Annotated in this window: 26 protein-coding genes; 21 read left to right on the forward strand and 5 right to left on the reverse strand. The window is 71.9% G+C overall.

From position 1 onward, the window contains the following. Nucleotides 1-5 precede the first annotated feature (5 nt). Entirely contained in the window at nucleotides 6-2,105 is a 2,100-nt protein-coding gene (locus OG734_RS25095) for an AAA family ATPase (protein ID WP_443065101.1), read from the forward strand. Between the two features lie 7 nt (nucleotides 2,106-2,112). On the opposite strand, the gene OG734_RS25100 is transcribed toward OG734_RS25095, so the two are convergent. Continuing rightward, entirely contained in the window at nucleotides 2,113-3,792 is a 1,680-nt protein-coding gene (locus tag OG734_RS25100) for an eCIS core domain-containing protein (RefSeq protein WP_330289742.1), read from the reverse strand. Nucleotides 3,793-4,038: 246 nt separating this feature from the next. Here OG734_RS25100 and OG734_RS25105 point away from each other — a divergent pair, with 246 nt between their 5' ends. The 15 genes from OG734_RS25105 (at nucleotide 4,039) to OG734_RS25175 (ending at nucleotide 18,926) form a co-directional block, all read left to right on the forward strand. Next, nucleotides 4,039-5,595 (forward strand): phage tail sheath family protein, encoded by a 1,557-nt coding sequence (locus tag OG734_RS25105; RefSeq protein ID WP_330289743.1) that lies wholly within the window; start codon nucleotides 4,039-4,041, stop codon nucleotides 5,593-5,595. Nucleotides 5,596-5,678: 83 nt separating this feature from the next. After that, the gene (locus OG734_RS25110) at nucleotides 5,679-6,119 is read left to right on the forward strand and encodes a phage tail protein (protein ID WP_330289744.1); all 441 of its coding nucleotides are present in this window, start codon (nucleotides 5,679-5,681) and stop codon (nucleotides 6,117-6,119) included. Then, nucleotides 6,116-6,613: a hypothetical protein gene (locus OG734_RS25115; RefSeq protein ID WP_330289745.1), complete on the forward strand. Its 498-nt coding sequence runs from the start codon at nucleotides 6,116-6,118 to the stop codon at nucleotides 6,611-6,613. The genes OG734_RS25110 and OG734_RS25115 overlap by 4 nt, the downstream gene beginning before the upstream one ends. Then, entirely contained in the window at nucleotides 6,610-6,768 is a 159-nt protein-coding gene (locus OG734_RS25120; RefSeq protein ID WP_330289746.1) for a DUF6760 family protein, read from the forward strand. The genes OG734_RS25115 and OG734_RS25120 overlap by 4 nt, the downstream gene beginning before the upstream one ends. A gap of 4 nt (nucleotides 6,769-6,772) precedes the next feature. Next, on the forward strand, nucleotides 6,773-9,931 hold the full coding sequence (locus OG734_RS25125; protein WP_330289747.1) for a hypothetical protein: 3,159 nt from the start codon (nucleotides 6,773-6,775) through the stop codon (nucleotides 9,929-9,931). Nucleotides 9,932-9,988: 57 nt separating this feature from the next. Then, nucleotides 9,989-10,414, forward strand: a complete 426-nt coding sequence (locus OG734_RS25130) for a phage tail protein (protein ID WP_330289748.1) — start codon at nucleotides 9,989-9,991, stop codon at nucleotides 10,412-10,414. An 86-nt stretch (nucleotides 10,415-10,500) separates the two neighbouring features. Beyond that, nucleotides 10,501-11,223, forward strand: a complete 723-nt coding sequence (locus tag OG734_RS25135; protein WP_330289749.1) for a CIS tube protein — start codon at nucleotides 10,501-10,503, stop codon at nucleotides 11,221-11,223. Continuing rightward, nucleotides 11,220-13,052 (forward strand): VgrG-related protein, encoded by a 1,833-nt coding sequence (locus tag OG734_RS25140; RefSeq protein WP_330289750.1) that lies wholly within the window; start codon nucleotides 11,220-11,222, stop codon nucleotides 13,050-13,052. The genes OG734_RS25135 and OG734_RS25140 overlap by 4 nt, the downstream gene beginning before the upstream one ends. A 50-nt stretch (nucleotides 13,053-13,102) precedes the next feature. Continuing rightward, nucleotides 13,103-13,420 (forward strand): PAAR domain-containing protein, encoded by a 318-nt coding sequence (locus tag OG734_RS25145; RefSeq protein ID WP_330289751.1) that lies wholly within the window; start codon nucleotides 13,103-13,105, stop codon nucleotides 13,418-13,420. A 112-nt stretch (nucleotides 13,421-13,532) separates the two neighbouring features. Beyond that, complete coding sequence (locus OG734_RS25150) at nucleotides 13,533-13,955, forward strand: GPW/gp25 family protein (protein WP_330289752.1); 423 nt, start codon at nucleotides 13,533-13,535, stop codon at nucleotides 13,953-13,955. Then, entirely contained in the window at nucleotides 13,955-15,916 is a 1,962-nt protein-coding gene (locus OG734_RS25155) for a putative baseplate assembly protein (RefSeq protein WP_330293779.1), read from the forward strand. The genes OG734_RS25150 and OG734_RS25155 overlap by 1 nt, the downstream gene beginning before the upstream one ends. Beyond that, nucleotides 15,913-16,485, forward strand: a complete 573-nt coding sequence (locus tag OG734_RS25160; RefSeq protein WP_330289753.1) for a phage tail protein — start codon at nucleotides 15,913-15,915, stop codon at nucleotides 16,483-16,485. The genes OG734_RS25155 and OG734_RS25160 overlap by 4 nt, the downstream gene beginning before the upstream one ends. A 367-nt stretch (nucleotides 16,486-16,852) precedes the next feature. After that, a complete protein-coding gene (locus OG734_RS25165) occupies nucleotides 16,853-17,956 on the forward strand; it encodes an NADase-type glycan-binding domain-containing protein (RefSeq protein WP_330289754.1) in 1,104 nt (367 codons plus the stop codon). Nucleotides 17,957-18,252: 296 nt separating this feature from the next. Next, on the forward strand, nucleotides 18,253-18,531 hold the full coding sequence (locus OG734_RS25170; RefSeq protein ID WP_330289755.1) for a hypothetical protein: 279 nt from the start codon (nucleotides 18,253-18,255) through the stop codon (nucleotides 18,529-18,531). Continuing rightward, nucleotides 18,528-18,926 carry a type II toxin-antitoxin system VapC family toxin gene (locus OG734_RS25175; RefSeq protein WP_330289756.1) on the forward strand — a complete coding sequence of 133 codons (399 nt, stop codon included), beginning with the start codon at nucleotides 18,528-18,530 and terminating at the stop codon, nucleotides 18,924-18,926. The genes OG734_RS25170 and OG734_RS25175 overlap by 4 nt, the downstream gene beginning before the upstream one ends. A gap of 242 nt (nucleotides 18,927-19,168) precedes the next feature. On the opposite strand, the gene OG734_RS25180 is transcribed toward OG734_RS25175, so the two are convergent. From OG734_RS25180 to OG734_RS25190, 3 genes are all read right to left on the reverse strand, one after another. Next, nucleotides 19,169-19,738: a TetR/AcrR family transcriptional regulator gene (locus tag OG734_RS25180; RefSeq protein ID WP_330289757.1), complete on the reverse strand. Its 570-nt coding sequence runs from the start codon at nucleotides 19,736-19,738 to the stop codon at nucleotides 19,169-19,171. 232 nt (nucleotides 19,739-19,970) lie between these two features. Further along, on the reverse strand, nucleotides 19,971-21,269 hold the full coding sequence (locus OG734_RS25185; protein ID WP_330289758.1) for an SNG1 family protein: 1,299 nt from the start codon (nucleotides 21,267-21,269) through the stop codon (nucleotides 19,971-19,973). A gap of 332 nt (nucleotides 21,270-21,601) precedes the next feature. Then, a complete protein-coding gene (locus OG734_RS25190; protein WP_330289759.1) occupies nucleotides 21,602-22,312 on the reverse strand; it encodes a MerR family transcriptional regulator in 711 nt (236 codons plus the stop codon). A gap of 239 nt (nucleotides 22,313-22,551) precedes the next feature. On the opposite strand from OG734_RS25190, the gene OG734_RS25195 reads away from it, so the two are divergent. The 5 genes from OG734_RS25195 to OG734_RS25215 all read left to right on the forward strand — a co-directional run bounded on the left by OG734_RS25195 (nucleotide 22,552) and on the right by OG734_RS25215 (nucleotide 25,965). Beyond that, the gene (locus OG734_RS25195; protein ID WP_330289760.1) at nucleotides 22,552-23,166 is read left to right on the forward strand and encodes a DUF6230 family protein; all 615 of its coding nucleotides are present in this window, start codon (nucleotides 22,552-22,554) and stop codon (nucleotides 23,164-23,166) included. A 46-nt stretch (nucleotides 23,167-23,212) separates the two neighbouring features. Continuing rightward, on the forward strand, nucleotides 23,213-23,674 hold the full coding sequence (locus tag OG734_RS25200; protein ID WP_330289761.1) for a DUF6114 domain-containing protein: 462 nt from the start codon (nucleotides 23,213-23,215) through the stop codon (nucleotides 23,672-23,674). Beyond that, complete coding sequence (locus OG734_RS25205; protein WP_330289762.1) at nucleotides 23,671-24,900, forward strand: hypothetical protein; 1,230 nt, start codon at nucleotides 23,671-23,673, stop codon at nucleotides 24,898-24,900. The genes OG734_RS25200 and OG734_RS25205 overlap by 4 nt, the downstream gene beginning before the upstream one ends. Nucleotides 24,901-24,990: 90 nt before the next feature. After that, entirely contained in the window at nucleotides 24,991-25,692 is a 702-nt protein-coding gene (locus OG734_RS25210; RefSeq protein ID WP_330289763.1) for an SDR family oxidoreductase, read from the forward strand. Nucleotides 25,693-25,833: 141 nt separating this feature from the next. Beyond that, nucleotides 25,834-25,965 carry a hypothetical protein gene (locus OG734_RS25215; protein ID WP_330289764.1) on the forward strand — a complete coding sequence of 44 codons (132 nt, stop codon included), beginning with the start codon at nucleotides 25,834-25,836 and terminating at the stop codon, nucleotides 25,963-25,965. Between the two features lie 111 nt (nucleotides 25,966-26,076). On the opposite strand, the gene OG734_RS25220 is transcribed toward OG734_RS25215, so the two are convergent. Next, nucleotides 26,077-26,721 carry a TetR/AcrR family transcriptional regulator gene (locus OG734_RS25220; protein WP_330289765.1) on the reverse strand — a complete coding sequence of 215 codons (645 nt, stop codon included), beginning with the start codon at nucleotides 26,719-26,721 and terminating at the stop codon, nucleotides 26,077-26,079. Between the last annotated feature and the right edge of the window lie 48 nt (nucleotides 26,722-26,769).

Here is a 26,769-nt window from a genome sequence, read left to right on the forward strand (position 1 = left end):
TCGTCGTGGCCGACCGTGTGTCCATCGACGCCGAACCCCTCCCCACTGACGTAGAACCCCTTTGGTCACGGCTCCAGTTGGTCGAGGAGCGGGTACGGCACGCCGTGGCCCTCCGCCGTTCCGCCGACCCCGACCCGGACGACCCGTACCGCGGCCAGTACCTCACCCCCGACGCCGTCGCCCGCATCCTGGACGAGCCGGGCGGCCTCGACATGCCCGCGCACGAGCCCTGGCAGCCGCCCGCCGGTTCCGTCCTCGACGGCCTCGCCCGAAGGTTCGGGCTGTCCCCGCTGGACCTGGACCTGCTCCTGGTCGCGGTGGCACCCGACCTCGACGCACGGTTCGAGCGGCTCTACGGCTACCTCAACGACGACCTGACCCGCCGTCGGCCCACGGTCGGGCTCGCCCTGGAGCTGTGCGGGCTGGCCGGTGCGGCAGTCGCCCGGTTCCGGCTCGCTTCCGGCTCGCCGCTGATCGCGGGGGGCCTGGTGGAGGTCACCGAGCCCGAACGGCCGCCGCTGTCACGGGTGTTGACGGTCCCCGACCGGGTCACCGGGCATCTCCTGGGCAGCGCGCGGCCCGATGCCCGGCTCGCCGGGGTGCTCGGCGAGGCCCGCGAGGACCCGACCGCCGAGACACCGGACGTCCACCGGACGGCGGCCGCGGCCGGCACCGGCGTCGGCCTCGTCCATCTGCGCAGCCGGGGCGGCGACGCGGCGGGGCTGGCCACCGCGGCCCTGCACGCGACCGGGCTGCGCCCGCTCGTCCTGGATGCGACGGCGCTCGCCCGGCGCGCAGGCGACGTACCGGAGCTCGCCCGGATCGCCGCCCTCGAAGCCCGCCTGACCGGCGCCGGAGTTGTCCTCGGCCCGCTCGAAGCGCTTCCCGGTGAGCCCGCCGAACGGGCCCGCACGCTGGGCGCGTTGTGCGCGGCGCTGCGGGGCATCCCTCTGATCACGCACGGGACCGTCGGCTGGGCCCCGGAGTGGGCGGCCGACACGCCCGTCGCCCTGACCGTGCCGGCGCCTTCGCCCGAGCGGCAGGCCGCGCGCTGGCGGTACGCCCTCGAACGGGCCGCCGACAACACCTCCGGTGCCGGCCTCGCGATCGGCGACGTCGACGTGCTCGCCGACGCGGTCGCCGCGCACCGCCTGGACTCCGGGCAGTTGCACCGCGCCGCCGACGTGGCGGTGCGTACGGCCGCCCTCGACGGCCGTCCGGTCCGCGCCGACGACCTGCGCACCGCCGTACGCGCCCAGAACGGCGCGGGGCTCGACCGGCTCGCCCGCCGGGTGGAGCCGGGCGTCGGCTGGGACGACCTGGTGCTGCCGCCCACCACGGACCGGCGGCTGCGCGAACTCGCGCTGCGCGCCCGCCACCGCGAGCAGGTGCTCGGGCAGTGGGGGATGCGGCCCGGCGGCGGCCGGGGGCGCGGTGTGATCGCGCTGTTCGCGGGCGAGTCGGGCACCGGAAAGACGATGTCCGCCGAGGTCGTCGCCGCCGACCTGGGCATGGACCTGTATGTGGTGGACCTGTCCACAGTTGTGGACAAGTACATCGGGGAGACCGAGAAGAACCTGGAGCGGATCTTCACCGAGGCCTCCGCGGTCAACGCGGTGCTGCTCTTCGACGAGGCCGACGCGATCTTCGGCAAGCGCTCGGAGGTGAAGGACGCGCACGACCGGCACGCCAACATCGAGTCGGCGTATCTGCTGCAGCGCATGGAGTCGTTCGACGGGATCGCGGTGCTGACCACCAACCTGCGGGCCAACCTCGACGAGGCGTTCACCCGACGCCTCGACGTGGTGGCCGACTTCCCGGTGCCCGACGCCGGCCAGCGCCTCGCCCTGTGGGAACGCTGCCTGGGCGACCGGCTGCCCCGCGCCACCGACCTCGACCTCGCCTTCTGTGCCGACCGCTTCGAACTCGCCGGCGGCTCCATCCGCGCCTGCGCGGTGACCGCGGCCTACCTCGCGGCCGAGTCCGCCGGCCCGCTCACCATGCGGCAGCTGGTGACGGCGGTCGCGCAGGAGTACCGCAAGCTGGGGCGGCTGCTCCTGGAGAGCGAGTTCGGGCCGTATCTGGCGGCGGCCACCGAGGCCTGAGCGGATTTCACCGCCTCGGCTTCCCCTTCTCCGAGGCCTTGTTGTACTGGCTCACGCCGTCCTCGTACTCCTCCGCTGCGAAACTCGGGTCGGACGTCATCGCGACGTCGTCCGCATTACGGACCAGTCTGATGCTGTCGAACAGCTCGGCAGGGATGACGAGTTCATCGGAACCGTGGTACGTCATGACCGGCCCGGATCCGGAATCGCTGTCGCTCTCGAACCCGACACCGCCCTCCTCGTCGTCCAAGGCCTTCTGCACATCGACGCCGTTCTTCACATAGACCGCGACCAGGAATTTCCCCCAGGTCTTCGCTTCCTTCTTCGCGGCGGCCGTGCCGGACGCCTTCACCCCTTGGGGCCCGACCACCGGAGCGACGTAGAACCCCACGCCCTTCCCTATGCCGTTCGCCATACCGGCCCTGGCCAGATCAGGCCCGTGTGTGATCAGACTTCCGACGCTTTCGATGTGGGTGCCGTGGAAGCCGACCAGGCGGTAGCCGGACAGACTCTCGTTCAGCGCCTGCCGGTGTTCCTCGAGCGCGTCTTCGGGCATGTCGCGCCGGAATTCCAACGGCTCCGGCACACCGAATTCGTCCTCGCCCCACGTGCCCTCGTCCCAGTTCTCCCCCGTAAGGGATTCCGAAGAGGCCACACTGGAGCGTTCCGATTCCTCGTCGCTGCTGCTGTCGTCGCTGTTCTGGGCCCTCGATGGGCGGAAGAAGCCGCCGTCGCTTCCGCTGTCGCTGCTGCTGCTGTCGGCCTCCTGCGCCCTTTGGCGGGCGGCGACGACTTCCCGCAGAGCGTTCCACACCGCGTCGTGGCCGACCGGGTCTTCCAACCGCTCCAGCCTCGCCAGGACCCTTTGCAGGATGGCGGGTTCGGCGTAGTTGCGGGGTGCGGGGTGCACGGGGTGGCCCACCAGCCACACGAGCAGGTCCGACGCGGAGCGAATCGTCGTGGGCCCTTCGTTCCCGCCCTGGATGTCGAGTTCCTGGCGCTGTACGTCCGTCACCCGCTGGACGGCCGTATCGTCGCTCAGGGCCCGGTGGTCCACCGAACGGGCGATCTCGTGGCCGCCGGACGAGCGGAGGCCGGCACCGGCCGACGGGGCCGACGTGCTCATGACCCTTTTCGCGTTGGCTTCCGCCTCCTTCTCGAACCGGTCGGACGGGTCGGACACGCTCAGTCCCGCCCCGTTGTCGGTTCCGGCGACGGGCCCCTGGCGCTGCTGGACGACATGGGTGAGCTCGTGCGCGAGGGTGTGCTTGTCGCCGCCGCCGTCGCCGAGGACCACATGACTGCCGGAGGTGTAGGCGCGGGCCCCGATGGCGCGGGCCGAGCGGGCGGCGGTGGCCCCGGTGTGCAGTCGTACGTCGGAGAAGTCGGTGTCGAAGCGGGACTCCATGTCCTGGCGCACCGGCGCGGCGAGGGGTTTGCCCGCGGAGCCCAGGACTTCGTCCACTCCGTGGTCGAGCTGCTCCACGGCGGGTGCGGGGCGGGCGCGGCGGGCGATCATCGCGGTCACCGCGGCGTTGCCCGCGCCGCTCTGCGCCGCCCGGAGGGCGTCGGCGGTGAGCGGGGGCGGTACGGCGCTGCCTGCGGACGTCTCCCGGCGGGCGGTGGCCGGGCCGCGCGTGGCCTGCCGGGTCTCGTTCTGCTCGGCGTGCGCCCCGGACGTCCGCAATTCACTGCCTCCTGGTCGGCGCACTCCTGCTGCTGCCCCCAGTGGACCGCCCGGGCGAACGGGATGTCCAGGCCCGTACGGGCAGAGCGAGGGCAAGCCGGGGCGGTGGCCGGACAGTTGGAGCGGGCAACGAAGGCAGTGATCTTGCCCCTGGTCAGGTCCCCGCGGCCCTGTCGTCCCGGCGGGCGTCCGCGCAGACTCGCCCTGGACACAGGTGACCCACCCGTAGGACGCGAAGGAGCGAGCATGCCGACGTACCTCACCCCGGGCGTGTACGTGGAAGAGGTGCAGTCCGGTGCCCGACCGATCGAAGGGGTCGGCACCGCCGTCGCCGCGTTCGTAGGGTTCGCCGAGAACGGCCCGTTCCACACGCCGACACTGGTCACCAGCTGGGACCAGTACACCCAGACGTTCGGCGGCTTCACCGAAGGCGCCTACCTGCCTCTCTCGGTCCACGGCTACTTCTCCAACGGCGGCGGCGCCGCGTACATCGTGCGGATCGGCGGCCAGGCCGAGGACGCCTCCGCCCCGTCGGCCGACGGCGGCCGACGCGGCAACAAGGCCGCGGAGCCGGTGGCTCTCGGCGGCTTCCTCGTCGCGGCCAAGCCGGGTGTCACCGGGGTGTCGGTCGAGGTCGCCGACGCGGACGGCGAGAACCCGCCGGAGGACCGCTTCAAGGTCCTGGTCCGCCAGGGCGACCAGGTCGCGGAGACGTACGAGGCCTCCACCCGCAAGAACGTCAAGGGATACCTGGTCAACCAGGCCCGCGCCTCCAAGCTGATCCAGGTCACCGAGCAGCAGTCCGCCGCCCAGACCCGGCCCGCCACCCAGACCCTCGCGGTGCCCGACGCCCCGGCCGCGCCCGCCACGAACAGCTCCGGCGAGGTGGCCCGCCTCAACCCGGCGGAGTACGTCGGCGACACCGCCGCCCGCACCGGGTTCGGCGGCCTGGAGACCATCGACGAGATCACCATGGTCGCGGTGCCGGACCTGATGAGCGCCTACCAGCGCGGCGACATCGACGCCGAGGGCGTGCGCACCGTGCAGCTCGCGGTGATCTCGCACTGCGAGCAGATGGGCGACCGCGTCGCCATCCTGGACACCCCGCCCGGCCTGGGCGCCCAGCAGGTGCGCACCTGGCGCAACGACGAGGCCGGCTACGACTCCCGCTACGCCACCCTCTACTACCCCTGGGTGCGGGTCTTCGACCCGGCCACCGGACGCAACACCACCGTCCCGCCGAGCGGCCACATCGCCGGCGTCTGGGCGCGCAGCGACGGCGAGCGCGGTGTGCACAAGGCGCCCGCCAACGAAGTCATCCGCGGCGCGGTGGACCTGGAGCTCCGGCTCAGCAAGGGCGAGCAGGACCTGCTCAACCCGATCGGCGTCAACTGCGTACGGGCCTTCCCCGGCCGCGGCATCCGCATCTGGGGCGCCCGCACCCTCTCCTCCGACCAGGCCTGGCGCTACCTGAACGTGCGCCGCCTCTTCAACTACCTCGAAGAGTCCATCCTGTTGGGCACCCAGTGGGTGGTCTTCGAGCCGAACGACGACCGGCTGTGGTCCAGCATCCGGCGCAACGTCACCGCGTTCCTCACCGAGGAATGGCGCCGGGGCGCACTGTTCGGCCGTACGGCCGAGGAGGCGTTCTACGTCAAGTGCGACCGCGACAACAACCCGTCGGAGTCCATCGACCAGGGCCGTGTCATCTGCGAGATCGGCGTCTCGCCGGTCAAGCCCGCGGAGTTCGTGGTGTTCCGGCTGGCCCAGTTCTCCGACAGCACCAGCCTCATCGACGAGTGACCTGCGGGTCGAGCAGACGACTGACCTACGGGTCAAGCAGACGAGTGACCTGTGGGTTAAACAACGGAAGGTGACAGACAGTCATGTCAACGGGCGATGCTCTTTCCACTCACGTCTTCGGCGTGCAGCTCGGCGGATACCTGGTCGAGTCGATCCAGGAGATCAGCGGGCTGACCGTCGAGGAGGAGGTCGTCGAGGTACGTCAGGTCAGTGCGGAGGGCAAGCAGATCATCCGCAAGCAGCCCGGCGCCCGGCAGGCCGGTGAGATCACGATCACCCGGGGACTCGACCAGAGCAGCGAGTTCACCAGCTGGATCAAGGAGACCCTGAACAACGGTGCCGTGAACTCCGCGCGGCAGAACCTCACCATCGAGATCAAGGACACCGAGGGCAACACGGTCCGCCGCATCCAGCTGATGCAGGGCTGGGCCTCCAAGTGGGAGGGCCCGTCCCTGAAGGCGGGCGAGTCGGCCGCGGCCACCGAGTCCGTGACGATCGTGTTCGAAGAGATCATCGTCGAATGAGGCGCCGTACGGTCACGGCGGGCAACCTGGAGGAGATCCTCCAGGCCACGACGCCCGCCGCCGGGCCGGAGCAGGGGGCACCGCCCCCCGCCCCCGCCGCCCCGGCGCCCCGGGAGGACCGCGGGCTGCGCACCGAGTTCGAGTTCGAGCTGCCGCGCGGCTACGTGGACGAGACGGGCACGGTGCACCGGCACGGCGCGATGCGCCTGGCCACCGCCCGTGACGAGCTGCGTCCGCAGATCGACCTGCGGGTCAAGGAGAACCCGGCGTACCTGAGCGTGGTGCTGCTGAGCCAGGTGATCACCCGGATCGGCTCGATCACCGATGTGCACGCCGGGATCGTGGAGCGGATGTACGCCACCGACGTCGCCTTCCTCCAGGACTTCTACCGTCGCGTCAACAGCGAGGGCCACACCCGCGCCGCGGTGACCTGCCCGCACTGCGAGGGCGGCTTCGAGGTCGACCTCTCGGGTGGGCGCCTGGGGGAATCGTGACGTACGCCCTTCCCCGGCTCCGGGAGGAGATCGCGTACATCGCCTATCACTTCCACTGGCAGCGCGAGGAGATCCTCGACCTGACCCACGGCGAACGCCGGCAGTGGGTGGCGGAGATCGCCCGTATCAACACCCGTGTGAACGAAGGCGGTTGAGCACATGGCATGGCGGGACAGGCTGCGCCGCCGGGCCGCCGCGGACCGCTCCGGCGTCTCGGGGGACGGTCCGTCCGACGCGGGCCAGGACCGTGGCGCGCCCGGCGACCCGTCGCCGTCCGCGCCCGCTGCCCCGGGTTCCTCGCTGCCCGGCGACTGGGACGGGGGCTGGCGCCGCACCGCCGCGCCGGAACTCACCGTGTCCCGCGCCCCGCTCGGCGTCAGCGACGGCCTCGCCTTCCGCGCGGGCCTGGCGGCCTGGCAGAACCCGTCGTTCGACAGCGGCCTCGGGCACGCGCTGCTGCCCGCCGCTCCGACCGGCCTGGTACGCGGTGTCACCCGCCCTGCCGCCTCGCAGCCCACGCACACCGCCGGAGGGCCGCTGCTGCTGAGGGCGTTGCGGCCGGAAGGGGCGCACGGTTCGGGGGACGGAACCCTGGACGGACCGACGGCCGCCCGGACACCTCAGGCTGCGAGCCGGACGGGTCCGAGGGAGCGGAAGTCGGGCTCGGCGGCTTCCGGTTCGAGCGCATCCGCCGTACGGCCCTCCGGTAGCGGTACCGGAGACAACCCCACTGCGGGGGAGGGGCGTTCGGGCGGCGGCGCTCCTCGGTCCCGTGGCCTCACGTCCTCGGATTCCCCCGCCGTCCTCTCCTCGTCACCTGCCTCCGTCCAACGGGCCGTCGAGCCGGGCGCGAGCCCGGCCGTGGCCCCCGCCGACACCGGCCACCAGCAGCCGGTCGTTCCCAGGACCCCGCTCGTGCGACGTGTGGCGGTCGTCGTGCCGCCCGCAGCCCCCGGCGGGGCTGCGCCCCGACCTGCTTCTGGGGCGAACTCCGGCCGCACATCTGCGACTTGGACCGCTTCCGGTGGTCGTACGTCTTCGGGCCCGGCCGTCCAGCGCGCCGTGACGGAGGCGACCGGGCCGCAGCCGGAGGCATCCCGTACTTCCGGCGCCGACGGGTCCCACCCGGCTGTCCGGCTCAGCCCGTCGGGGCCTCGCCTGACCGTCGCCCGTCGCCCGGCCGGACCCGCGCGCCGGATCGCCGCCGTGCGGCCCGCCAACCCTCCGGCGCCCGACACCGCCCCAACGCCTGACGCCTCTGCCACCACAACACCGGCCAGTACGACCACGGGCTCCACCGCCCCCGTACAACGCACCGCCACGCCCGCGCGAAGCCGCGCGCCCCTCGGCGCCCCGCTGAGCGAACTCCCTTCCACAGCAACACCGTTGACGCAGAGCACCCCCGCGTCCGGCACCGGATCCGCACCCGGTCCGACGCTGCCCGTCGTCCAACGCCAGGCCGACACCTCGGGGGCGAAGGACAGCGGTACGGGCGGTACGAGCGGTACGGGCGCCACGAGCGGTACGAGCGGTACGGGCGCCACGAAGAGAACGGCACCCGCTGCCCAGGCCGACGCCCCGCGCCGGACCCCCGCGCCCGCCCCCGGCCCCGGCAGCACGGGCGCCCGCGCGCGCGGTGGCCTGGGAGCTCCGCTGCCCGCGCTGCCGCCGAGCGCCGAACTGCCCGGTTCCGCCGCGCCCCGTGCGTCTCGTACGACGACGCCCGGCCCGGACGTCCAGCGCGCTCCGGTACGTCCGGGCCAGAGCTCCGCAACCGCTCCGGTGCCGCCCACCGGGGCCGCGCCCCTCGCTCCGGGAGCGGATGCCCCGCTGCTGGGGACGGCCGACGTCCAGCGCAGCCTCGCGGACCACTCCACCACCGGCGGCACCACCAAGGCCGTTCCCGCGGACCACGCGAACGGGCCCGCCACACCACTGGTGACGCCGCCCCCGGCTGTCGCCCCCGTAGCCACGGAAGGCGCGGCAGGAAAAGAGCGACGCCCCGCCGCGGCGCCCGGTGGGGCGAGCGCCGGCGGGCCGGGCTCGGGCGGATCCCGCGTTGATGGATCGCGCGCTGACGGACCGACCTCCGGCAGACCCCGAGCGGACGCCCCGAGCTCCCGCAGGCAAAGGCCCCAACACTCCGCCGCCTCGGGCCCGGTAGTCGTGGCCAGGGCCGTGACCGCAGGCACCGCAGGCACCCCAGGCACCGCACGTACCCGGCCCGCCGGCTCGGCAGGTGCGCGCCCCCTCACCGTCACCAGCTCCGCAGCACACTCCGCTACGACGCCACACCGCACCCTCTCGCTGCTGGCCGCCCGCCCGCTCACCCTGACCACCCGGACCCCGGAAGGGGCGGCACCACCCGCCGCCGCCCGCTCCGGCAGCCGTCCCGTGGTGGCGGCGCGCTGGCCCGGTGCACCGGGCGCCTCCCAGGGGGACACCGTGTCACCCACCGCGCCACCCACCGGGGCGCCCGCGCGCCGGTTCGGCACACCGGCCGCCTCCCCGGGCGGCTCCCCGGGCGGTTTCGGGGCCCCCACGCGCCCGGCACTCGGCCCGTCCGCGCCCACTCAGGCCACACCGCAGCTCCAGCGAGCCACGACCTCGTACCCCGGACCGCAGGGCAAGGACGCAGGCGTACGAACGACCGCCTCCCCGGCCCCGGTTCAGCGTGTCCCGGTCGTCCGTCCCGCGCCGCCCCGCCTGCCGACCGCCGGCGCGACCGCAGCCGTACCGGCGAAGCCCCTGCCGGTGACCGCCCCGCAGGCGCCGCCGCTCGCGGACCGCCCGTCGGCGGCTACGGCACCGGGGGGACCCGTTCCCGTGGTCCGGCCGAGGAGCGTTACGGCGGCCGGCGGAACCGGCGGAACCGGCGAGGCGGCACTCGCGGTGCAGCGCGACGCACGAGGCCGCCCGCGGTCGTCCTCCGCGCCCCCCGCGCCGCCAACAGGCGCACTGGCCAAGGAGGTTCCGGCACCCGGCCGGAAGCGGTCGTCGTCCGTGTCCTCTGTGTCCTCCGAGGCCTCCGAGTCTTCCGCGGCCTCCGAGTCAGCCACGTCGTCCGCCGCCTCCGGCAAGAACGCGGCCCGCCGCACCGAGACCCGCCAGGACGACCCCGGCCCCGACCTCGACGACCTCGCGCGCCGCCTGCTCGACCCGGTCTCGCGGCTGATGCGCATCGAGCTCCGGCGCGACCCCGGCCTCGACCTCGACGACCTCTCGCGCCGCCTGCTCGACCCGGTGGCCCGGCTGCTGCGCACCGAGCTGCGCCGCGGCCGGGACCGCACCGGACGCCCCTACGACGGACGCCGCTGAGGGCACGCAATGGACGACGAACGACTGACGAACGACTGACGGGCGAGTGACGGACGAATGACCGACAGCATCTTCGCGACGAGCGTGTTCTTCCGGCTCGCGATCGGCGGCAACGACCTGGGCGCCTTCCACACCTGCTCCGGCATGGGCGCCGAAGTCGAGATGGAGACGTACGCCGAAGGCGGCAACAACGGCTTCACCTGGCAGCTGCCCGGCCGCGTGACCTGGTCGAACATCACGCTCAGCCGGCCCGTCACCGCCGACACGGCGAAGATCGCCCGCTGGCTCGACGAGACGCTGAAGCGGGTGGAGCCCAAGGACGGCGAGATCGTGGCGCTGAAACCGGATCTGACGCCGATCATCAGCTGGCAGGTGTTCGGGATCGTTCCGGTGCGCTGGCAGGGGCCGTCCTTCGACCCCGCCAACTCCCAGGCGGCGGTGGAGACATTGGAGATCGCCCACCAGGGCCTGCGCCCAGCCTGACCCGCCCTCACGAAAACCGCCTTACGAAAGCCACCTCACGAAAACCGCACTCAACAGCCGTCCCGTCCCCGAAAGGAAGTCCCGGCATGTCCTCAGCGGCCCGCTCCAGCCGAGCCAGGGCTCAGCTGACCCTGAAGGAGCCCCCGGCCTCCGTCGGGGCGAAGCCCGGCGGGACGATCGCGCAGCTGAACCTGCAGTTCAACCCCTCGACCCTGGAGCTGCGCAAGACCACCGAGTGGCGGCGCACCCCGTCCCGGATGGCGGGGCAGTCGGCGCTGCCCGAGTTCGTCGGCAGCGGCCCGCGCTCGCTGAGCCTCGAGGTGTTCCTGGACGCCACCGCCACCCACGACAACTCCGTGGAACTGGCGGTGGAGAAGCTGATGAAGGGGTGCGTGCCGACCCCGGCCAGCCTGGGCCGCAAGAAGCCGGCCAGCCCGTGGGTGCGGTTCGAGTGGGGCACGGCGCGGACGACGTCGTTCGACGGGGTGCTCGCCAGCCTGTCGGTGTCGTACACGCTGTTCGACGTGGACGGACAGCCGCTGCGGGCCACCTGCGCGCTGTCCATCGAGGAGGCGAGCGTCGACCCGGCGGGCCAGAACCCGACGTCCGGCGCGCGCACCGCCCGCAGCACGCACACCGTCGTGACGGGCGACAGCCTGGCCCTGCTGGCCTGGCGGGAGTACGGAGACGCGACCGCCTGGCGGGTCATCGCGGAGGCCAACGACATCGACGACCCGATGGCTCTCGTACCCGGCACCGAACTGGTGGTGCCGGGGCTGCGTGACGCGGGCGCAGAGGAGGACCAGTGACCACACCCGAGGCGCGGGGCGGCCGGTCGTTCGCGGCCGATCCCATCATCCAGACGCCCGCCGAACTCCCGCAGATCTGGGCCGCCCAGCTGGTGAGCTGTGTGGTCGACGAGAACATGGGCCTGCCGGACGCGGCGGTCCTCAGCTTCCGCGACCCCGACCACGAGTTCCTGCAGGCGACCGGCATCACCATCGGCACCCCGCTGAAGGTGTCGGTGGTGACCGTGTCCGGGAAGGCACGCGAGCTGCTGTTCAGCGGCGAGGTGACCGCCCTGGAACTGGACCGGGACGGCACGGGCTCGTTCACGGTCGTGCGCGCCTACTCCAAGGCGCACCGTCTGCAACGGGGCCGCAAGGTGGTGGCGTACCGGAACATGACGGCGGCGGCGATCGTCCGCAAGGTGGCCGCCGGGGCCGGGCTGGCCTGCGGGAAGGTCGAGGCCGCGCCGGTCACCTACGACCAGCTGTCGCAGGCGAACGTGTCCGACTGGGACTTCTTGCAGTTCCTGGCGGGGGAGAGCGGCGCGCAGGTGCAGGTCGACGACAACGGGCTGCTGCAGTTCACCAAGCCGCAGAAGGCGTCCGCCGCGCCGGCGCCGTCGACCTCGGCCACCCGCAACCCCATGGTGCTGGAGTACGGGCGCAACCTGCTGGCGCTGCGGGCCTCACTGTCGGCCGCGGACGGCGCGCAGCAGGTGGAGGTGCGCGGCTGGGACGTCACCACGAAGCGGCCACTGGTGGCCCCCAAGGCGTCGGTGAACAGCGAGACGGTGGTGCCGGGGCTGAGCCCGGCGTTCGCCGCCCGGTTCGGCAAGTCGAAGCTGACCGTCACTGACACCCCGTACCGCACTCATGCCGAGACGAAGGCGGTCGCGGACGCCACGGCCGCTCAAGTAAGCGCCGGATTCGCCGAGTTGGAGGCAGTGGTCGAGGGCAACCCCAAGCTGCGGGCGGGCAAACCCGTGGCGCTCGGCAACGTCGGGCAGGCGTTCTCGGGGAAGTACACGGCGACGGCGGTGCGGCACGTCCTGGAGCCGCACGGCGGATACCGGACGACGGTGTGGGTCAGCGCCAGCCCGGACCGCTCCCTGACCGGCCTGGTGACCGGAGCGAACGCGCCGAGCCGTGGCCCGCGCATGCCCGGTCTGGCGATCGGTGTGGTGACGGACGTACACGAAGAGGGCGGCGCCCAGACCGGCGCGGTACGGCTGAAGTTCCCCTGGCTGGACGACACTTACGTCACCGACTGGGTGCGCACCGTGCAGTGGGGCGGCAATGGCGGTGGCGGTGTGTTCAGCCCGGAGGTCAACGACGAGGTCCTGGTCGGCTTCGAACAGGGCCTGCTGGACAGCCCGTACGTCATCGGCGGGCTCTACAACGGTGTGGACAAGCCGTCGCCGCACGACGCCAAGGTCCCGCTGATCGACGAGACCACCGGGAAGGTCAACCGCCGCTCCATCGTGTCGCGTTCGGGGCACCGGATGGAGCTGCTGGACACGAGGGCACCCGGTCGCTCCGGGGTGCGGCTGACGACCGCCAACGAGCGCCTCGAAGTGTTCCTGGACGACCGGCGGGACCGGATCGAGTTGATCGTGTACGCCCAGAAGGACCGCCGGCGGCCCCTCACCTCCGTCGTGCTCGACAAGAAGGGCATCACCCTGGACGCGGGGCGCGGCGACGTGAAGGTGTCAGGCCGGAACGTGGACATCCAGGCCAAGGTCGGGGTGACGATCGGCGGCCGCAAGGTGAGCGTCAACGGCTCGGCGGACGTCACCGTCGACGGTGGTGCGCTGGCTGTCCTCAAGGGCACGTTCGTCCACATCAACTGACCGCTGTCCCCGATGACGACTGTCTCCCCGACACCCACCAAGGAGATCCCATGCCGGCCGCAGCCCGTACCGGTGACCCCACCAACCACGGCGGCGTGATCGCCACCCCGCCGCCCGGCGCCGCCGCGGCGGTGGCGCGTGTGCTGATCGGCGGCCGTCCCGCAGCCGTCGTGGGCAGCCTGCACACCTGCGTCATGCCCCCGCACGCGGCCCTGGGACCGGGCAACGTGATCATGCCCAACCCGGCGGGGCTCGCCCGGGGCCAGGTCCTCATCGGCGGGCTGCCTGCCGCGCGGATGCGCGACCAGACCACGTGCGGCGCGATGATCTCGGGCGGCGCCCTGAACGTCCTGATCGGGGGCGTGTGATGAGCGAGCGGTCGAATCGGCGTGACTGTTCGCACCCGTTGCGGGTCGGGCGCCCCGCGTGCGGTGGCATGGTCCTGCCCGGTGCTCCGAGCGTCCGGATCGGGAGCGTGTCATGAGCGACCGGTTCATCGGCCGCGGCTGGGCGTTCCCGCTGCGGGTCGGGCCGACCGGCGGGATCGGCATGGTCGAACGGGAGCAGGAGATCGAGGAGGCCATCCGCCTGGTCCTCGGCACCGCGCCCGGTGAGCGCCCCATGCGCCCCGACTTCGGCTGCGGCATCCACGACTACGTCTTCGCGCCCGGCGACGGCGCCACCGCCGGACGTATCGCACAGCAGGTGCGCGAGGCCCTGGAACGGTGGGAGCCGCGCATCGCGGTGGACGACGTGGTGGTCGCCTTCGACGCCGTCGAGGCCGGGACCCTCTACATCGACGTGCACTACACCCTGCGTTCCACCAACGACCAGCGCAACCTGGTCTTTCCCTTCTACACGATCCCCTCCGAGGAGGGGGCCGAGGAATGGGGCGCCGCCTGATGGCCCTGCCCTCCCCCAACCTTGACGACCGGCGGTTCCAGCAACTCGTCGACGAGGCGAAGCGGTACGTGCAGCAGCGCGCCCCGGAGTGGACCGACCACAACGTCTCCGACCCGGGCGTCACCCTGATCGAGACGTTCGCCTACCTCGTGGACCAGCTGCTGTACCGGCTGAACCGGGTCCCGGACAAGAACTACATCGCTTTCCTGGACCTGCTCGGCATCCGCCTGTTCCCGCCGGCGGCGGCCATGGCCGAGGTCGACTTCTGGCTGTCGGCGCCGCAGCCCGACACGGTGACACTGACCCCGGGCACCGAGGTGACCACCGCGGGCGGCGAGGCCGACGAGGCCGTGGTGTTCACGACCACCGGCGAACTGCGCATCGTGCCCAGCGAGTTGACCCGCCTGGTGACCGCGTCCCGGACCGGCGAGCAGAACGACCGGACCGGGGAGCTCGCCGAGGGCCACGACATACCCGCCTTCCAGGCGGCACCCCAGCCCGGCGACGCGCTGCTGTTCGGCCTGCCGACGGCGGTGCCGCGCTGCATCGTCGCGGTGAACCTGGACAGCCGCGTGGAGGGCATCGGCGTCGACCCGCGCCAGCCCCCGCTGGTGTGGGAGGCGTGGGACGGCGGCGGCTGGCAGGTGTGCGAGACCGGCGAGGACTCCACCGGCGGCCTGAACCGGCCCGGCGAGGTCATCGTGTACGTACCGGCCGGACACACGGCGTCGGTGATCGGCGGCACCCGGGCCGGCTGGCTGCGCTGCCGGGTCACCGAGCCGGCGCCGGGCCAGCCCTTCTACTCGGGGTCCCCGACGGTGCGCGAGGCGGCCGTGTTCACCGTGGGCGGCACCATGGCCGTCGAGCACGCCGAGAGCGAGACCGACGTGCCGCTCGGCACCTCGGAGGGCGTCGCCGGGCAGACGTTCCGGCTCGGCCGCCCACCGGTCCTCCTCGACGGGGAGCCCCCCGTGGTGGAGGTGTCCTCGGCCGAGGGCTGGCAGCGCTGGGACGTGGTCGAGCACTTCGGCCGCTCGGGCCCGGCCGACCGCCATGTCCAGGTCGACGCCACCACCGGCGAGTTCACCTTCCCGCCGGCGCTGCGCGAACCGGACGGCACACTGCGGCAGTGCGGCGCGGTGCCGCCCAAGGGCGCCCAGATCCGGGTGGCCCGCTACCGCACCGGTGGCGGCCCGGCGGGCAATGTCGCCCGGGGCGCGATCTCCGTACTGCGCAGCTCCGTCCCCTACATCGCACGGGTCGTCAACCGGGAGTCGGCGAGCGGCGGCGCCGCCGGCGAGACCGTCGCGAACGCCAGACTGCGGGCGCCGGACGCACTGCGCATGCAGGAACGCGCCGTCACCGCCGACGACTACGAGATCATCGCCCGCCAGGCGGCCCCCTCGGTACGCCGGGTCCGCTGCCTGCCCGCCGCGGAAGGCGCGGGCGCGGTACGCGTCCTGGTCGTGCCCGACGCGGTGGCCGACGAGGCCGACGACCGGCTCCGCTTCGAACAGCTCATCCCCTCCGACCAGGTCTTCCGGGCGATCACCACGAGCCTCGACGAACGCCGCCTGATCGGCACCCGCCTGATCGTCGAGCCGCCGGTCTACCAGGGCGTCACCGTGGTCGCCCGGCTCGCGGCGGCCCCGGCCGACACCGACCGCGTCCGCGACGCGGCCCTGGCCGCCCTGTTCCGCCACCTCAACCCGCTGGTCGGCGGCACGGACGGCACCGGCTGGCCCTTCGGACGACCCGTCCAGTACGGCGACGTCTTCGGCGTCCTCCAACGCGCCACCGGCAACGCGCTGGTCGAGGAGATCCTGCTGTTCCCCGCCGACCCGATCACCGGGCGACGTGGCGCACCGACGGACCGCATCGACGTGGCCGCGGGCGCGCTGGTCTTCTCGCACCAGCACCAGGTGGTCGTCACGGCCATGGAGCCGGAGGCACGGGGATGAGCCGCGCGGCCGTGCCCGGTCTGCCGAGCAGACACCCCATCGGCGAGCAACTACCGGCCCTGTACGCCGAGGACGACTTCGCGCAGCGCTTCACCGCCGGACTCGACACCGTCCTCGCCCCGGTGTTCGCGACCCTCGACAATCTGCCCGCCTATCTCGACCCCCGGGTGACCCCCGCCGACTTCCTCGCCTGGCTGGCGTCCTGGGTGGGTGTCGCCGACGACCCGCAGTGGCCGGTGGAACGGCGCCGCGAGGCGGTCGCCCGCGCGGTGGAACTGCACCGGTGGCGCGGTACCCGGCGCGGCATGGTCGAGGCCCTGCGGCTCGCGCTCGGCGTCCACGCCGAGGTCACCGGGGACGGCGGCGCGGTGTGGTCGAGCACCCCCGGCGCCGACCTGCCGCCGGAGCCCCCCGCCGAGGTCCTGGTCCGCGTGTGGCCGGACGGGCCGGACGGCGAGGCCCGGGTGGACCCGGCCAGGGTCCAGGAGGTCGTCAGGGCCATGTGCCCGGTGCACACCGTCTGCCGGGTGGAACTCCTGCCCGGCCCGCCCATCGACGAAGGGAGGTGACGCCATGCGCGCCTGTCCCGCCTGCGGGGCGTCCAACGGCCCCACGGACGACTTCTGCGGCAACTGCGGAGCGTACTTGGGGTGGTCGGACAGTACGGGGTCTTCGGGTACGGCGGCCTCGGGTACGGGGTCTTCGAGTGCGTCGCCTTCGAGTGCGTCGCCTTCGGGTACGCCCGCGGAGCCGCCGGCCCCCGGGACGTCCTCGGCACCCTCGGCCCCGAGCACACCTGCCGAACCCCCGGCCGCGCCGGACGCCCCCCAACCCGACGCCCCCCAACCCGACGCAGCCCCGTCGGCCGCCACTCCGGCGCCCTCGTCGCCCCCGGCCGAGGAACCGGCGTCCGCCGCACCCGCCCGCGGTTCGTCGTTGCGCACCCGGCTGACGGGTCGCGGCCGAGGCGAGGAGCGGGGCGCCAGCACGGCGTCGGCCGAGGGCGAAGGCTCCGGGACCACCTCCGGCCGGCACGGGGAGACGACAAACCCCGCACCCCGGCCCAGCCCCGCCGACGCCGACGCCGAGCCCTCCGCTCCCGCCCCCCGCACGAGCGCGGCGTCAGCAGCCCCGGTCACCCCTCCTGCTCCGCCCACTCCACCGGCTCCGGCCCCTCGGAACTCGCCGGCCCCTCAGAACTCGTCGGGCCCCCGGCGCCCGGCCGGCCCCACCCCCGACACGCCAACTCCCGCCCCCATCCAGCCCATCCAGCCCGTACAGCCCGCGAAGCCGGTGGCCCCGCGCCCGGTCGTACGCCCCGCAGAGGTCCCCGACGAGGTGGCAGGCGCCCCCTGCCCCTCCTGCGGCACCCCCAACCCGCCCGGCCGCCGGTTCTGCCGACGTTGCGCGACCGCGCTGAACCCCGCCGCGAAGCCCGAACCGCTGCCGTGGTGGCGGACCGTGTGGCCGTTCCGCCGTCGGGTGCGGGCGAGTTCGGGCAGGGCGGTGCGACTCCTGGTGATCCTGGCCGTGGTCGTGGCGCTGTGCGCCGGCGCTCTCCTGCTGCTCCCCGCCGGACGCGCCCTGTTCGAGGACACCCGGGACAAACTGGGCAAGCCCAAGGCCGTGACCCCGGTGAGCATCAGGGCGAGCGCCCAGGTCCCCGGGCACCCGGCGACGAACACCACGGACGGACTGAGCAACAGCTACTGGGGCGCGCCCGCGCCCGGCGCCTCGGTGACCTACACCTTCGGCAAGCCGTTCCGGATGGTCGACATCCTCATCACCAACGGCCCGTCCAGGAACCCGGAGGACTACCACAGTCAGGCACGCGCACTCCAAGTGGACGTGGAGGTGACGACGTCCGACGGCGAGCGGCACAACAAGCAGCTCACCCTCGGCGACAAACCGGGTTTCCAGCCGAACCCCACCGGGATCAGCGACGTGAAGACGGTACGCCTGACCCTGCGCTCACCCGTCGGCCTGACTCCGGGCCGTCAACTGGCCCTCGCGGAGGTGGAGTTCTTCCAACGAAGCTGACCCGACGCCAACCGCGAACGGTTCTACGAGGACTGCTCGGCCGGCCCGTCCGTGGCAGGCCGACGGGCGCGGCTCCGGCGGTCGTACTCCGCCTGGGCCGCCGCCCGCAGCCGTACGTAGAGTGGCCCCGCCTGCCGGTGGCTGTCTCGACTCCGAGGAGGCCCGACAGCGGCTCTGTGCGGAGCGTGCGTCTGCTTCCCGTCCACTGTCTGAGCCTTCGCGATGCGCCCGCCTTCGCGATGAAGGAGCAGTGAAACCCACTCCTGAATAGCACTTCAAATGGCATGATGGGTAGCATGGCTGATGACGACGACTTCCCCCCCGGTGCCGGTCCCACCAATGGCATCTCCGTCACCTTGACTGCCGGCACCTTGCAGGCAATCCGTGAGCGGGTCGGCAAGCGTGGAGTCTCGGCGTACCTGGAGAAGGCGGCCCAGCGGCAGATAGAGCGGGACAATCTGGATGAGCTGATCGCCGACTTCGAGACGGTGCATGGCCCGGCCGATCCGGAGGCGGTGGCGGCCAAGCGTGCCCGGCTCACGGGCAGTACCGCGGACGCCGGGGCGGCCGCGTGACCGGTTGCCTGGTCTTGGACAGCGAGGGCCTGGCGAAGGCCGTGCAGCGTGACCGGGAGGTTCACGAGTGGCTTACGGCCGCCCGTGAAGCGGACCTGCCCGTTGTCACGTCCGCGGCGGTGCTCGTCGAGGTCATCCATCCAAAGATCAACGGCGCCGCCTTGAAGTGGACGCTGTCCCGGCTTCGCGTGGAGCCGGTCACGCAGACGGTCGCGCACTCTGCCGCCGCCCTGCTGCGGACCGCCGGGCTCCACGGTCACAAGTACGCCATCGATGCCATGCTGTGCGCGACCGCGCTGCAGCATCCCGGCCGGGTGACGATCCTGACCTCGGACGTCGAGGATGTCGGACTGCTCACCGCCGGCCACCCGCGGGTTCAGGCCGAGAAGGTCTGAACACGGCGGCTCGCGGACGAAGAACTCCCTCGAGACGCTCGGCGCGGAGACGGCATCGCCAAGACCCCGCACGAACTGGGCAACTGTGAGGCGGCACGCGCCATCAGCGCAGACTTGCTGCCGAGATTCGAGGCCTGGCCGGAAAGGACCACTCGAGCACAGCACGCGCCCGCAGTCGTCTGGCGGAGAACCTCCGGGCGCTCGGGCGTAACGAGGAAGCCGATGGATGGACGGGCGATGCGTCAGCGCACCCCTGCCGCGTCAAGCAGGGTGGTCACCGTGGGCGCGACGAGTCCGGTCAGCTTGTCGGCCTGAATTCCCGCGCGGGCGCTTGCACCGTCGAAGACCAGGATGAGCTGCCGGGCCAGCAGGTCGGGATCGCTCGCGCCACCCTGTTCGGCCTCGGCACGGAAAAAGGCCGTCAGGTTCGCTTTGATCTGGTGGGCCACCCGGCTCGCGGGGTGACTCTGATCCTTGAGCTCGATCTGCACGGCCAGGTAACGACAGCCTCGGAAATCAGGCGTCCCTGCCTGCGATTCCACCTGCGCGAAGACGTGCAGGATCCGCTCGCGGGGTGACCGGCCGTCGTCCGCCGGGGGCAGGAGGCTCGCCACGAAGGCAGCGGCACGCTCCTTCAGGCTCGCCGCCAGCAGTTCGTCCTTGCTCTCGAACAGCTGGTACATGGAGCGCTTGGACACCCCCGCCGCCTTGCACAGTGCCTCGACGCCGATGCCGACACCGTCTCGGTAGGTGAGCGTGGCCGCAGCCTCCAGCAGTCGCTCCCTGGGGCTTGGTTTCATTTCGGTGGTCATACCGCGAGGTTAACCCGAAGCGGACGAAATGAAAACCGATCGGTTTCCAGGGGGTTCCGGGCAGGGGCAGGGGCAGGGGCAGGGGCAGGGGCAGAGGCAGAGGCAGGGGCTCGGCGACGGCCTGGGGTAAAGACCGTCGCCGAGCCACGATGGTGTGCGTGCCTGTCGTCCCCGGCAGGGCGACACACACCGGGGCCACTCCGAGTAATGGCCCGTCTTGGGTGACCTGCCGTTACGCCGGGACGGCGGTCTTCTCGGGCTTCGTCTCCGCCGGGATGCGGTGCAGTCCCCTGCGGTCGTACCACCCCAGTACGCCGAAGCCGAACAGTCCGGCCGCCACGAGGCCGACCGCGATCATGACCCAGCCCCGCGTCAGCCCTGCGTCGGCCTGGGCGTCGTAGTAGAGGATCGAGCGGATACCGCCGGTGATCTGCCGCAGGGGCTCGAACTCCGAGAGGAAGCGGTAGAAGCCGGGCAGTGCCTCGATGGGGGTGGTGGCGCCGGCCGTGGGCACCGCCATCCCGATGAAGACCAGCGTGACCACCAGCATGCCGGGCGTGCCGAAGACCGCGAGGAGGGTGAGCGCGCCGATCCCGGTGACTGCGATGGCGCACACCGAGTACAGCCACAGCAGTGGCAGGTGGGAGGCGTCCATGCCCATGAGGCCGACCGCGCCGGCCATGACCAGGCTTCCCATCAGCAGGGACAGGCCGGCCATGAGGGTGCTGCTGATGGTGAGGGTCTGCACCCGGGTCGCCCGGATCAGCGGGCGGTGCAGGCGCAGGGGGCCCATGTCGTTGTGGGTGTAGCCGAGGGCGTGGTCGACCTGGCCGCTGATGACGTTGGCGGAGAGCATGCCGACGACCACGAGGGTGAGGGCGTAGTAGAACGCCGTCAAACCCAGGCCGCTGTGTGAGTCGAGGGGGTGGCCGTCCTCGACCGTGACGGTGGCCGGGTCGGTGAGCAGGACGCGCGCGGCGGCGGGCAGCTTCGCCTGCGCGGTCCCGATCTGGGCGGTCAGCTCCCTGCCCACCTGGAGCGAGGCGTTCTCGGCCGCCTGGGTCGTCGCCGTTCGGGCCAGGCCGGAGCCCAGGCTGCCGGCGGACTGGTTGGTCAGCACCGTCAGTGTCGGGCGGGCCGGGGTCCCGGTGGGCGCGGTACCGGTCAGTGCGGTGACGGAGGAGGTGAAGTCGGCGGGCACGACGAGCGCGCCGAACAGCTTGCCCTCGCCGAGCTCGTCCTTCATCTCCTTCTCGCCCATCACCTTCCAGTCGATCCTGTCCCCGCTCGCGGTCGACTTCTTGATCGACTCGGTGATCTGCGCCCCGAGGTTGACCTGCTTGCCGCCGGCAGCGGCTCCCTTGTCGGCGTTGACCAGGCCGACGGGCAGTTTGGTCAGGTGATCGGCCGGATCGATGTTCGCGCCGACGTAGAACACGGCGAACAGCAGCGCGAGTACGCCCGTGATGACGCCGTTCGCGATCCACAGAGGCTTGGCGCGCAGGACGCGGAAGGGGTGAATGCCACTCATGACGTACGTGTCTCTCGGTCGGTGGACGCGGGGCGTTTCGTCGGAAGCCTGGGAGCGAGGGCCGTCGGTTGCCCCTCGGCGTCGCGCGCGGCAGTCATCCGTACTCCTGGGGATTCGGGTCGAGACTCGCCCTCACAGCGAGAAACCGATCAGTTTCACAACTGTAAACTGATCGGTTTCCGCACGCAAGCCCGAGTCGAGGGGCGCGACCTGGCCGGGATCACGTCACCTGCGCGAGCCCGGCGACCGGCTCCTCGCTGCCGCGCCACCCCTGCCTGGCACCACTGCCACCACTGTTGCCACTGTCACCCGTCGGCACCCCGCCGGGGAACTCACTCCGCCGGCTGCTCCCCCCGCCCGCACGCATGACGGTGGTGGCGACGATGATTGGCGTCCTCCTGAGCCAGGCGCCGCAGCAGCCTGACGACCGGCTCGAACAGCACACTGAGGACCACCGCCCGCTCGGCGAGGGCGATCTGGTCCTCGATCCCTTCGAGCTGCGCGAAATCCAGGTCCGCGGTGGAGGTGGCGAGCCGTGCGTAGGGGATGAGGTCGTCGGCCGTGTAGTCCGTACCGAGGTGACTCAGCGCCGCGAGACTTCCGGCGAGTGCCGGGCGGTGCGGTGACGCGTCGGAGATCTGCCAGCCCATGTTCTCGATGAGAGCCTCGACCCTCGCGGCGGCTCCGCCGGATGCCGCCTCGTCGGCGGAACCCTCGCCACCTTCGCCACCTTCGCGGCCCTCGCCGTCCTTCCCGCTCGTCTCCGCGGAAGGAACGGGCAGGGCGTGGTGGACGACCGCCAGGGTCTCGAACGCGTCCAGCGGACGCTCGACGGCTTCGAGCACTTCCCGGGTGCGGGCGACGGACAGCCCCCCGAGCTGGATGAGGGAACGGATCAGACGGAGCCGCTGGATGTGCTCCTCGTCGTACTCGACCGTGGTCGGGTTCAGCGCACGCCCCTCGGGGAGCAGTCCCTCCCGTCGGTAGTACTTGATGGTCGCCGCCGGCACCCCGGACCGTCGGCTGAGCTCTGAAATCCTCATGCGCTCCCTCACGCTCAACTGTCCCTCCAGTATCGCGTTACCGGGGGTTGCCCCACTGGCCCGATAGTGCCACTATCGGCACCCGGTAGTGGAGCTATCGAGTGCTTCGCCGGTGCGCCTTCTTTGTGCGCCCGGCCTCGACACACATCGCACACCTCGCACACCTCGCACACCTCGACTCACCTCGTACTCCTCGCTTACTCGCATTCCTCGTACACCTCGACAACGGAGGGCCACGTATGTCCCAGCGAATCGGCAGAACCCACTGGAAGCGTTTCGCCATCGGTGCGGTGCCGACGGTGGTCGCCACGGCGGCTGTCGCCGTCTCCATGGCCCAGGGCGCGCTGGCCGCTTCGTTCAGCATCTCCGGTTCCGACTTCAAGGTCTCGGCCGGTTCCCTGAGCGGCACCGGATTCGCCAACTACGCGACGGTGGACGTCGCCAGGAACGGCAAGCGCGTACCCGTCGCCGTCTCGGCGCTGGAGAACGCGAAGATCACCGACATGTGCCAGTCCGTTCCGGTGGACATTCCCGTGCTCGGGACCTACACGATGACGCTCAAGGCCGGCGGATCGGGTACGGCTGTCAAGGCCAAGGACCTGTACATCGACATGACCGACCTCCAGGCCAAGTCCGGCACCTTCAGGAACGTCGACATCGGCGTCGCCACCGGCTCCATCACGAAGGGCCAGGTCAACCCCAAGGATCACGTCGATCCCGACGGCTACGCCCAGCAGGCGGACTCGATCGAGATCATCGACGCCCACCAGAGGGTCTGGGCCACTTCTGCCGGGACGTTCGAACTGGCGGGCCTGCACATGGGCATCGTGGCCGGCCGCGACGACTGCTTCTGATCACGTCCCAACCTCCTCCGCCCGCTGACGATTTGGGAACCTCCACATGACGAGTGCCGGCGCACCCGCGCACCCCCGCAGTGGCAGCGGCTTCGCCCGTGTTCGCCGGGACTTCCGGTACTGGCGGCGCACCCGCCCCTTCTGGGCGGGCCTGCTGGTGATCCTTGCCGCCGCGCCGATCATCTACTTCCCGTACTTCAACCTCTCCCTGGGCGCCCTGTCCGTGGCGATGTCCACCACCGCGGGGGCGGGATCCCTGGTCATCGGCCTGACGTTGATCGTCCTCGGCGGACTTCTGTGGTTCCAGCCGGTCATCAGGTTCTTCGCCGGATGCGTGGCCGTCTTCCTCGGTGTGCTGGCGCTGCCCATCTCCAACTTCGGCGGATTCTTCGTCGGCACGCTGTGCGCGGCCACGGGTGGACTTCTGGCCCTGGCGTGGGGCCCGGTGAACGCGTCCGGCGACACCTCCGACGACACCGAGGAGCCGTCGGGGAGGGCCGGAGAATGACCAACCAGTCGCCAGACCTCCGCGGCGAGGCCGTAGGACCCGACTGTGCCCGGCCGACGAGAGGCCGCCACGCCGTTCCCCGTACGTCCGCGCTGACCCGCCTGCGCCTGCCGCTCGGGAGGGCTCTCGCACTGACCGCGCTGCCGACCGTCCTCGTCCTGGGAAGTCAGCGTCCGCCCACGGTCGACACGGGCGCCACTGCGGCCCATACCGCTCGCGCAGAGGCGCCCGGCGACGGCGTCGACTGTGCCCGCCCCGACAACACGGCACCTCCTGCCACGCCACCTCCTGCCACGGCACCCACTCCTTCCGCTGCTCCCAGCACACCAAGTGCCCCCGCGAGCGGTGAGCCGGTCATACCGTCGGAGCACCCGGCCGACGAGGAAACAGACCTTGCCCCGGCTCCGCCTGTAGCCCCGGCCCCGGCTGCAGCCCCGGCGCCGACCGCCTCACCGAGCGCGACCACTGCCACCACCGGCCTTGCCGACATCCTCGGCTCCCTCTTCCAGGGCGACACCGAGCAGCAGAGTCCGGCACCCGACACGAGCCCCTCGCCGAGCCTGGCCGCGCCGACGCCGACGCCAACAGCGACGGCGACGGCCGCGGAACCATCCGACCCGCCACCGGCCGCACCGCACGCGTCACCCACCCCGGGCCGTAGGACCACTGAGCCGGCATCCCGATCGGCGCCCGCCACCGGGGCGGCCCGCACCTGTGACATCAGCGATCTCAAGGCGCCCGAGGATACGAGCGCCGGTCGATTCGCCGCCGAGTCCTGGAACATGAAGGGCAGCCGCCTCGAACTACGCGACCTCGTCTTCGGCGGCGTGGTGACCGTGGACACGGCCGCCGGGCCCAAGCGGGTGCTCAAGTTCTCCGCGGCGACGGTCACGATCCGCGACCTCAAGATGGCGGTGCCCGACGGCCCGCAGATCCAGCACATCGACGGAGCGCCCCGCTCGACGTCCACTCTGCGGGGCGCCGGCATCACCATGTACGTCGAGAGCCTGACGGGCACTCTCTCAGGCGTCGAAGGCATTCCCCTGCCCCCGGTCCTTCGCCTCCACCTCACGCCCGACACCGTCCCGGAGTGGCTCTACGACACGCTCGGGAAACTGGGCCTCAAGCTCCGACTCGGCCTGGACGACGCCGACATCGACCAGGCGGGACAGACAGGTGGAGAGCTCGTCGTCCCAGGGATCCACGGGTACGGAACGCCCCGGTGAAGCCGGGCAACCCTGGCGGGCTTGCGTCGGAAAACCGATCGGTTTACCTTAGTTGAAACCGATCGGTTTCTCATTCTTCTGGAGGCAGTCATGACCGCTCTGAAGGGCGCCAACGTGTTCGTCACCGGCGGCAGCCGAGGCATAGGCAAGGCGCTGGTGGAAGAGCTGTACGCGCGCGGCGCGGCCAAGGTGTACGCCACGGCCCGCGACCCGCGCACCGTGACGCACCCCGACGCCGTCCCGGTGGCGCTGGAGGTCACCGACCCGGCCTCCGTGGTAGCCGCCGCCGCGCAGGCGCAAGACGTGACCGTGCTGATCAACAACGCCGGTGGCTCGGTCGGCGCGTCCTTCCTCGACTCCCCGGTGGACGACGTGCGCAGGGAGTTCGAGACCAACTTCTACGGCCCGCTGCTTCTCGCCCGCGCCTTCGTGCCGGTCATCGAGCGCAACGGCGGCGGCCACCTCCTCAACGTGCACTCCGCGCTCTCCTGGATCGCGCTCCGCGGCTCCTACAGCGCATCCAAGGCCGCTCTGTGGTCGCAGACCAACTCCCTGCGCCTGGAGCTGCAACCGCGCGGCATCGCTGTCACCGGACTGCACGTGGGATACGTGGACACGGACCTGACGGTGGGCGTCGACGCGCCCAAGTCCGACCCGCGTGACGTCGCCGCACTCGCCCTCGACGGTGTCGAGACGGGAGCGTACGAGGTGCTCGCGGACGACATCTCACAGCAGGTCAAGGCGGGCCTGGCCGGGGATTTGGCAGGGCTGTACGCCCAACTGGCCAAGTAGGACAGAGAGCCGGCGAGTTCAGACAGGTGTCGAAGGCCGGCCACTTCATCGCCCTGGAACGGCCCGACGTGCCGACCGAGCTGTTGACCGCGGCGGCGTGAGCGCCCCGAGGCCACTGGGACCACACCTGAGGAGCAGTACATGACGGAAATCCGGACCGAGGTCGCCGAAGAGGCCGCGACCACGGCCCGAGTGGCCCGCCAGCAGGTCTTCCACGACCCCGCCCGGCCGTCCCGCATCGTCCTGCCCGTGGTGGGTGTGGTTCCGGCCTGACGGAAAGCGGTGGGAGGGCCTGCCGACTCGTCGCGTCGGCAGGCAAGGGCGCCGAAGCGGTCGCGTCGGCTTCGGCGGAGAGCGGGACCAGGGGGATCCGGGCCCTCGTGGTCAGGGCTGATCGCTGATGGCTCGGTAGGCCGCGATGTACAGGGTGTGGCACAGGTCGACCAGTTCATCGACGGTGGCGTTCTGGTGGCCGAGGGTCCAGTCCACGAGGAGTTCGTTGACTCCGCCGACGAGGCTCATCGCGGTCATGGTGAGCCGACTGGAGGGGGTTTCCGGGCCGCCAGGGAGTGGTCCGACGACGGCGGCGACCATCGCGGCGAATTCGTGCAGGACCTCACGGCGGCGTACTTCGAGACGGGGGCTGGCGCCCACGACCTCGATGAGCACCAGGCGGGCCATGCGGGCGTCGCCGGCCAGTGTGCGGATGAACACCTCCAGGCCGGCGCGTAGTTGGGCGTCGACATCGGGTGCGGCGGCGGCTGCGGCCTGCGCGGTTTCGGCGCTGATCGTCGCGATCAGCTCGTTGTAGACCCCGGCGAGAAGGTCTTCGCGGTCGCGGAACGACTCGTAGAAGTAGCGCTCGGTCAGTCCGGCATGCGAGCACACCTGCTTGACGGAGACCGAGGCGTATCCGACCGTGCCGAACAGGTCGAGGCCCGCCTGGATGAGGCGGGTGCGGCGCTCCTGCCGGCGTTGCGCTGCGTCGCGTCCGCCGTAGCGCCGCCCGGCGGTCTGTGTGCCGGTCATTTTTCCCCTTCGCAGAGGTGTTGACACCGGTGTGCTCCGAACTGACAC

Source organism: Streptomyces sp. NBC_00576 (assembly GCF_036345175.1).
Lineage (GTDB): Bacteria > Actinomycetota > Actinomycetes > Streptomycetales > Streptomycetaceae > Streptomyces.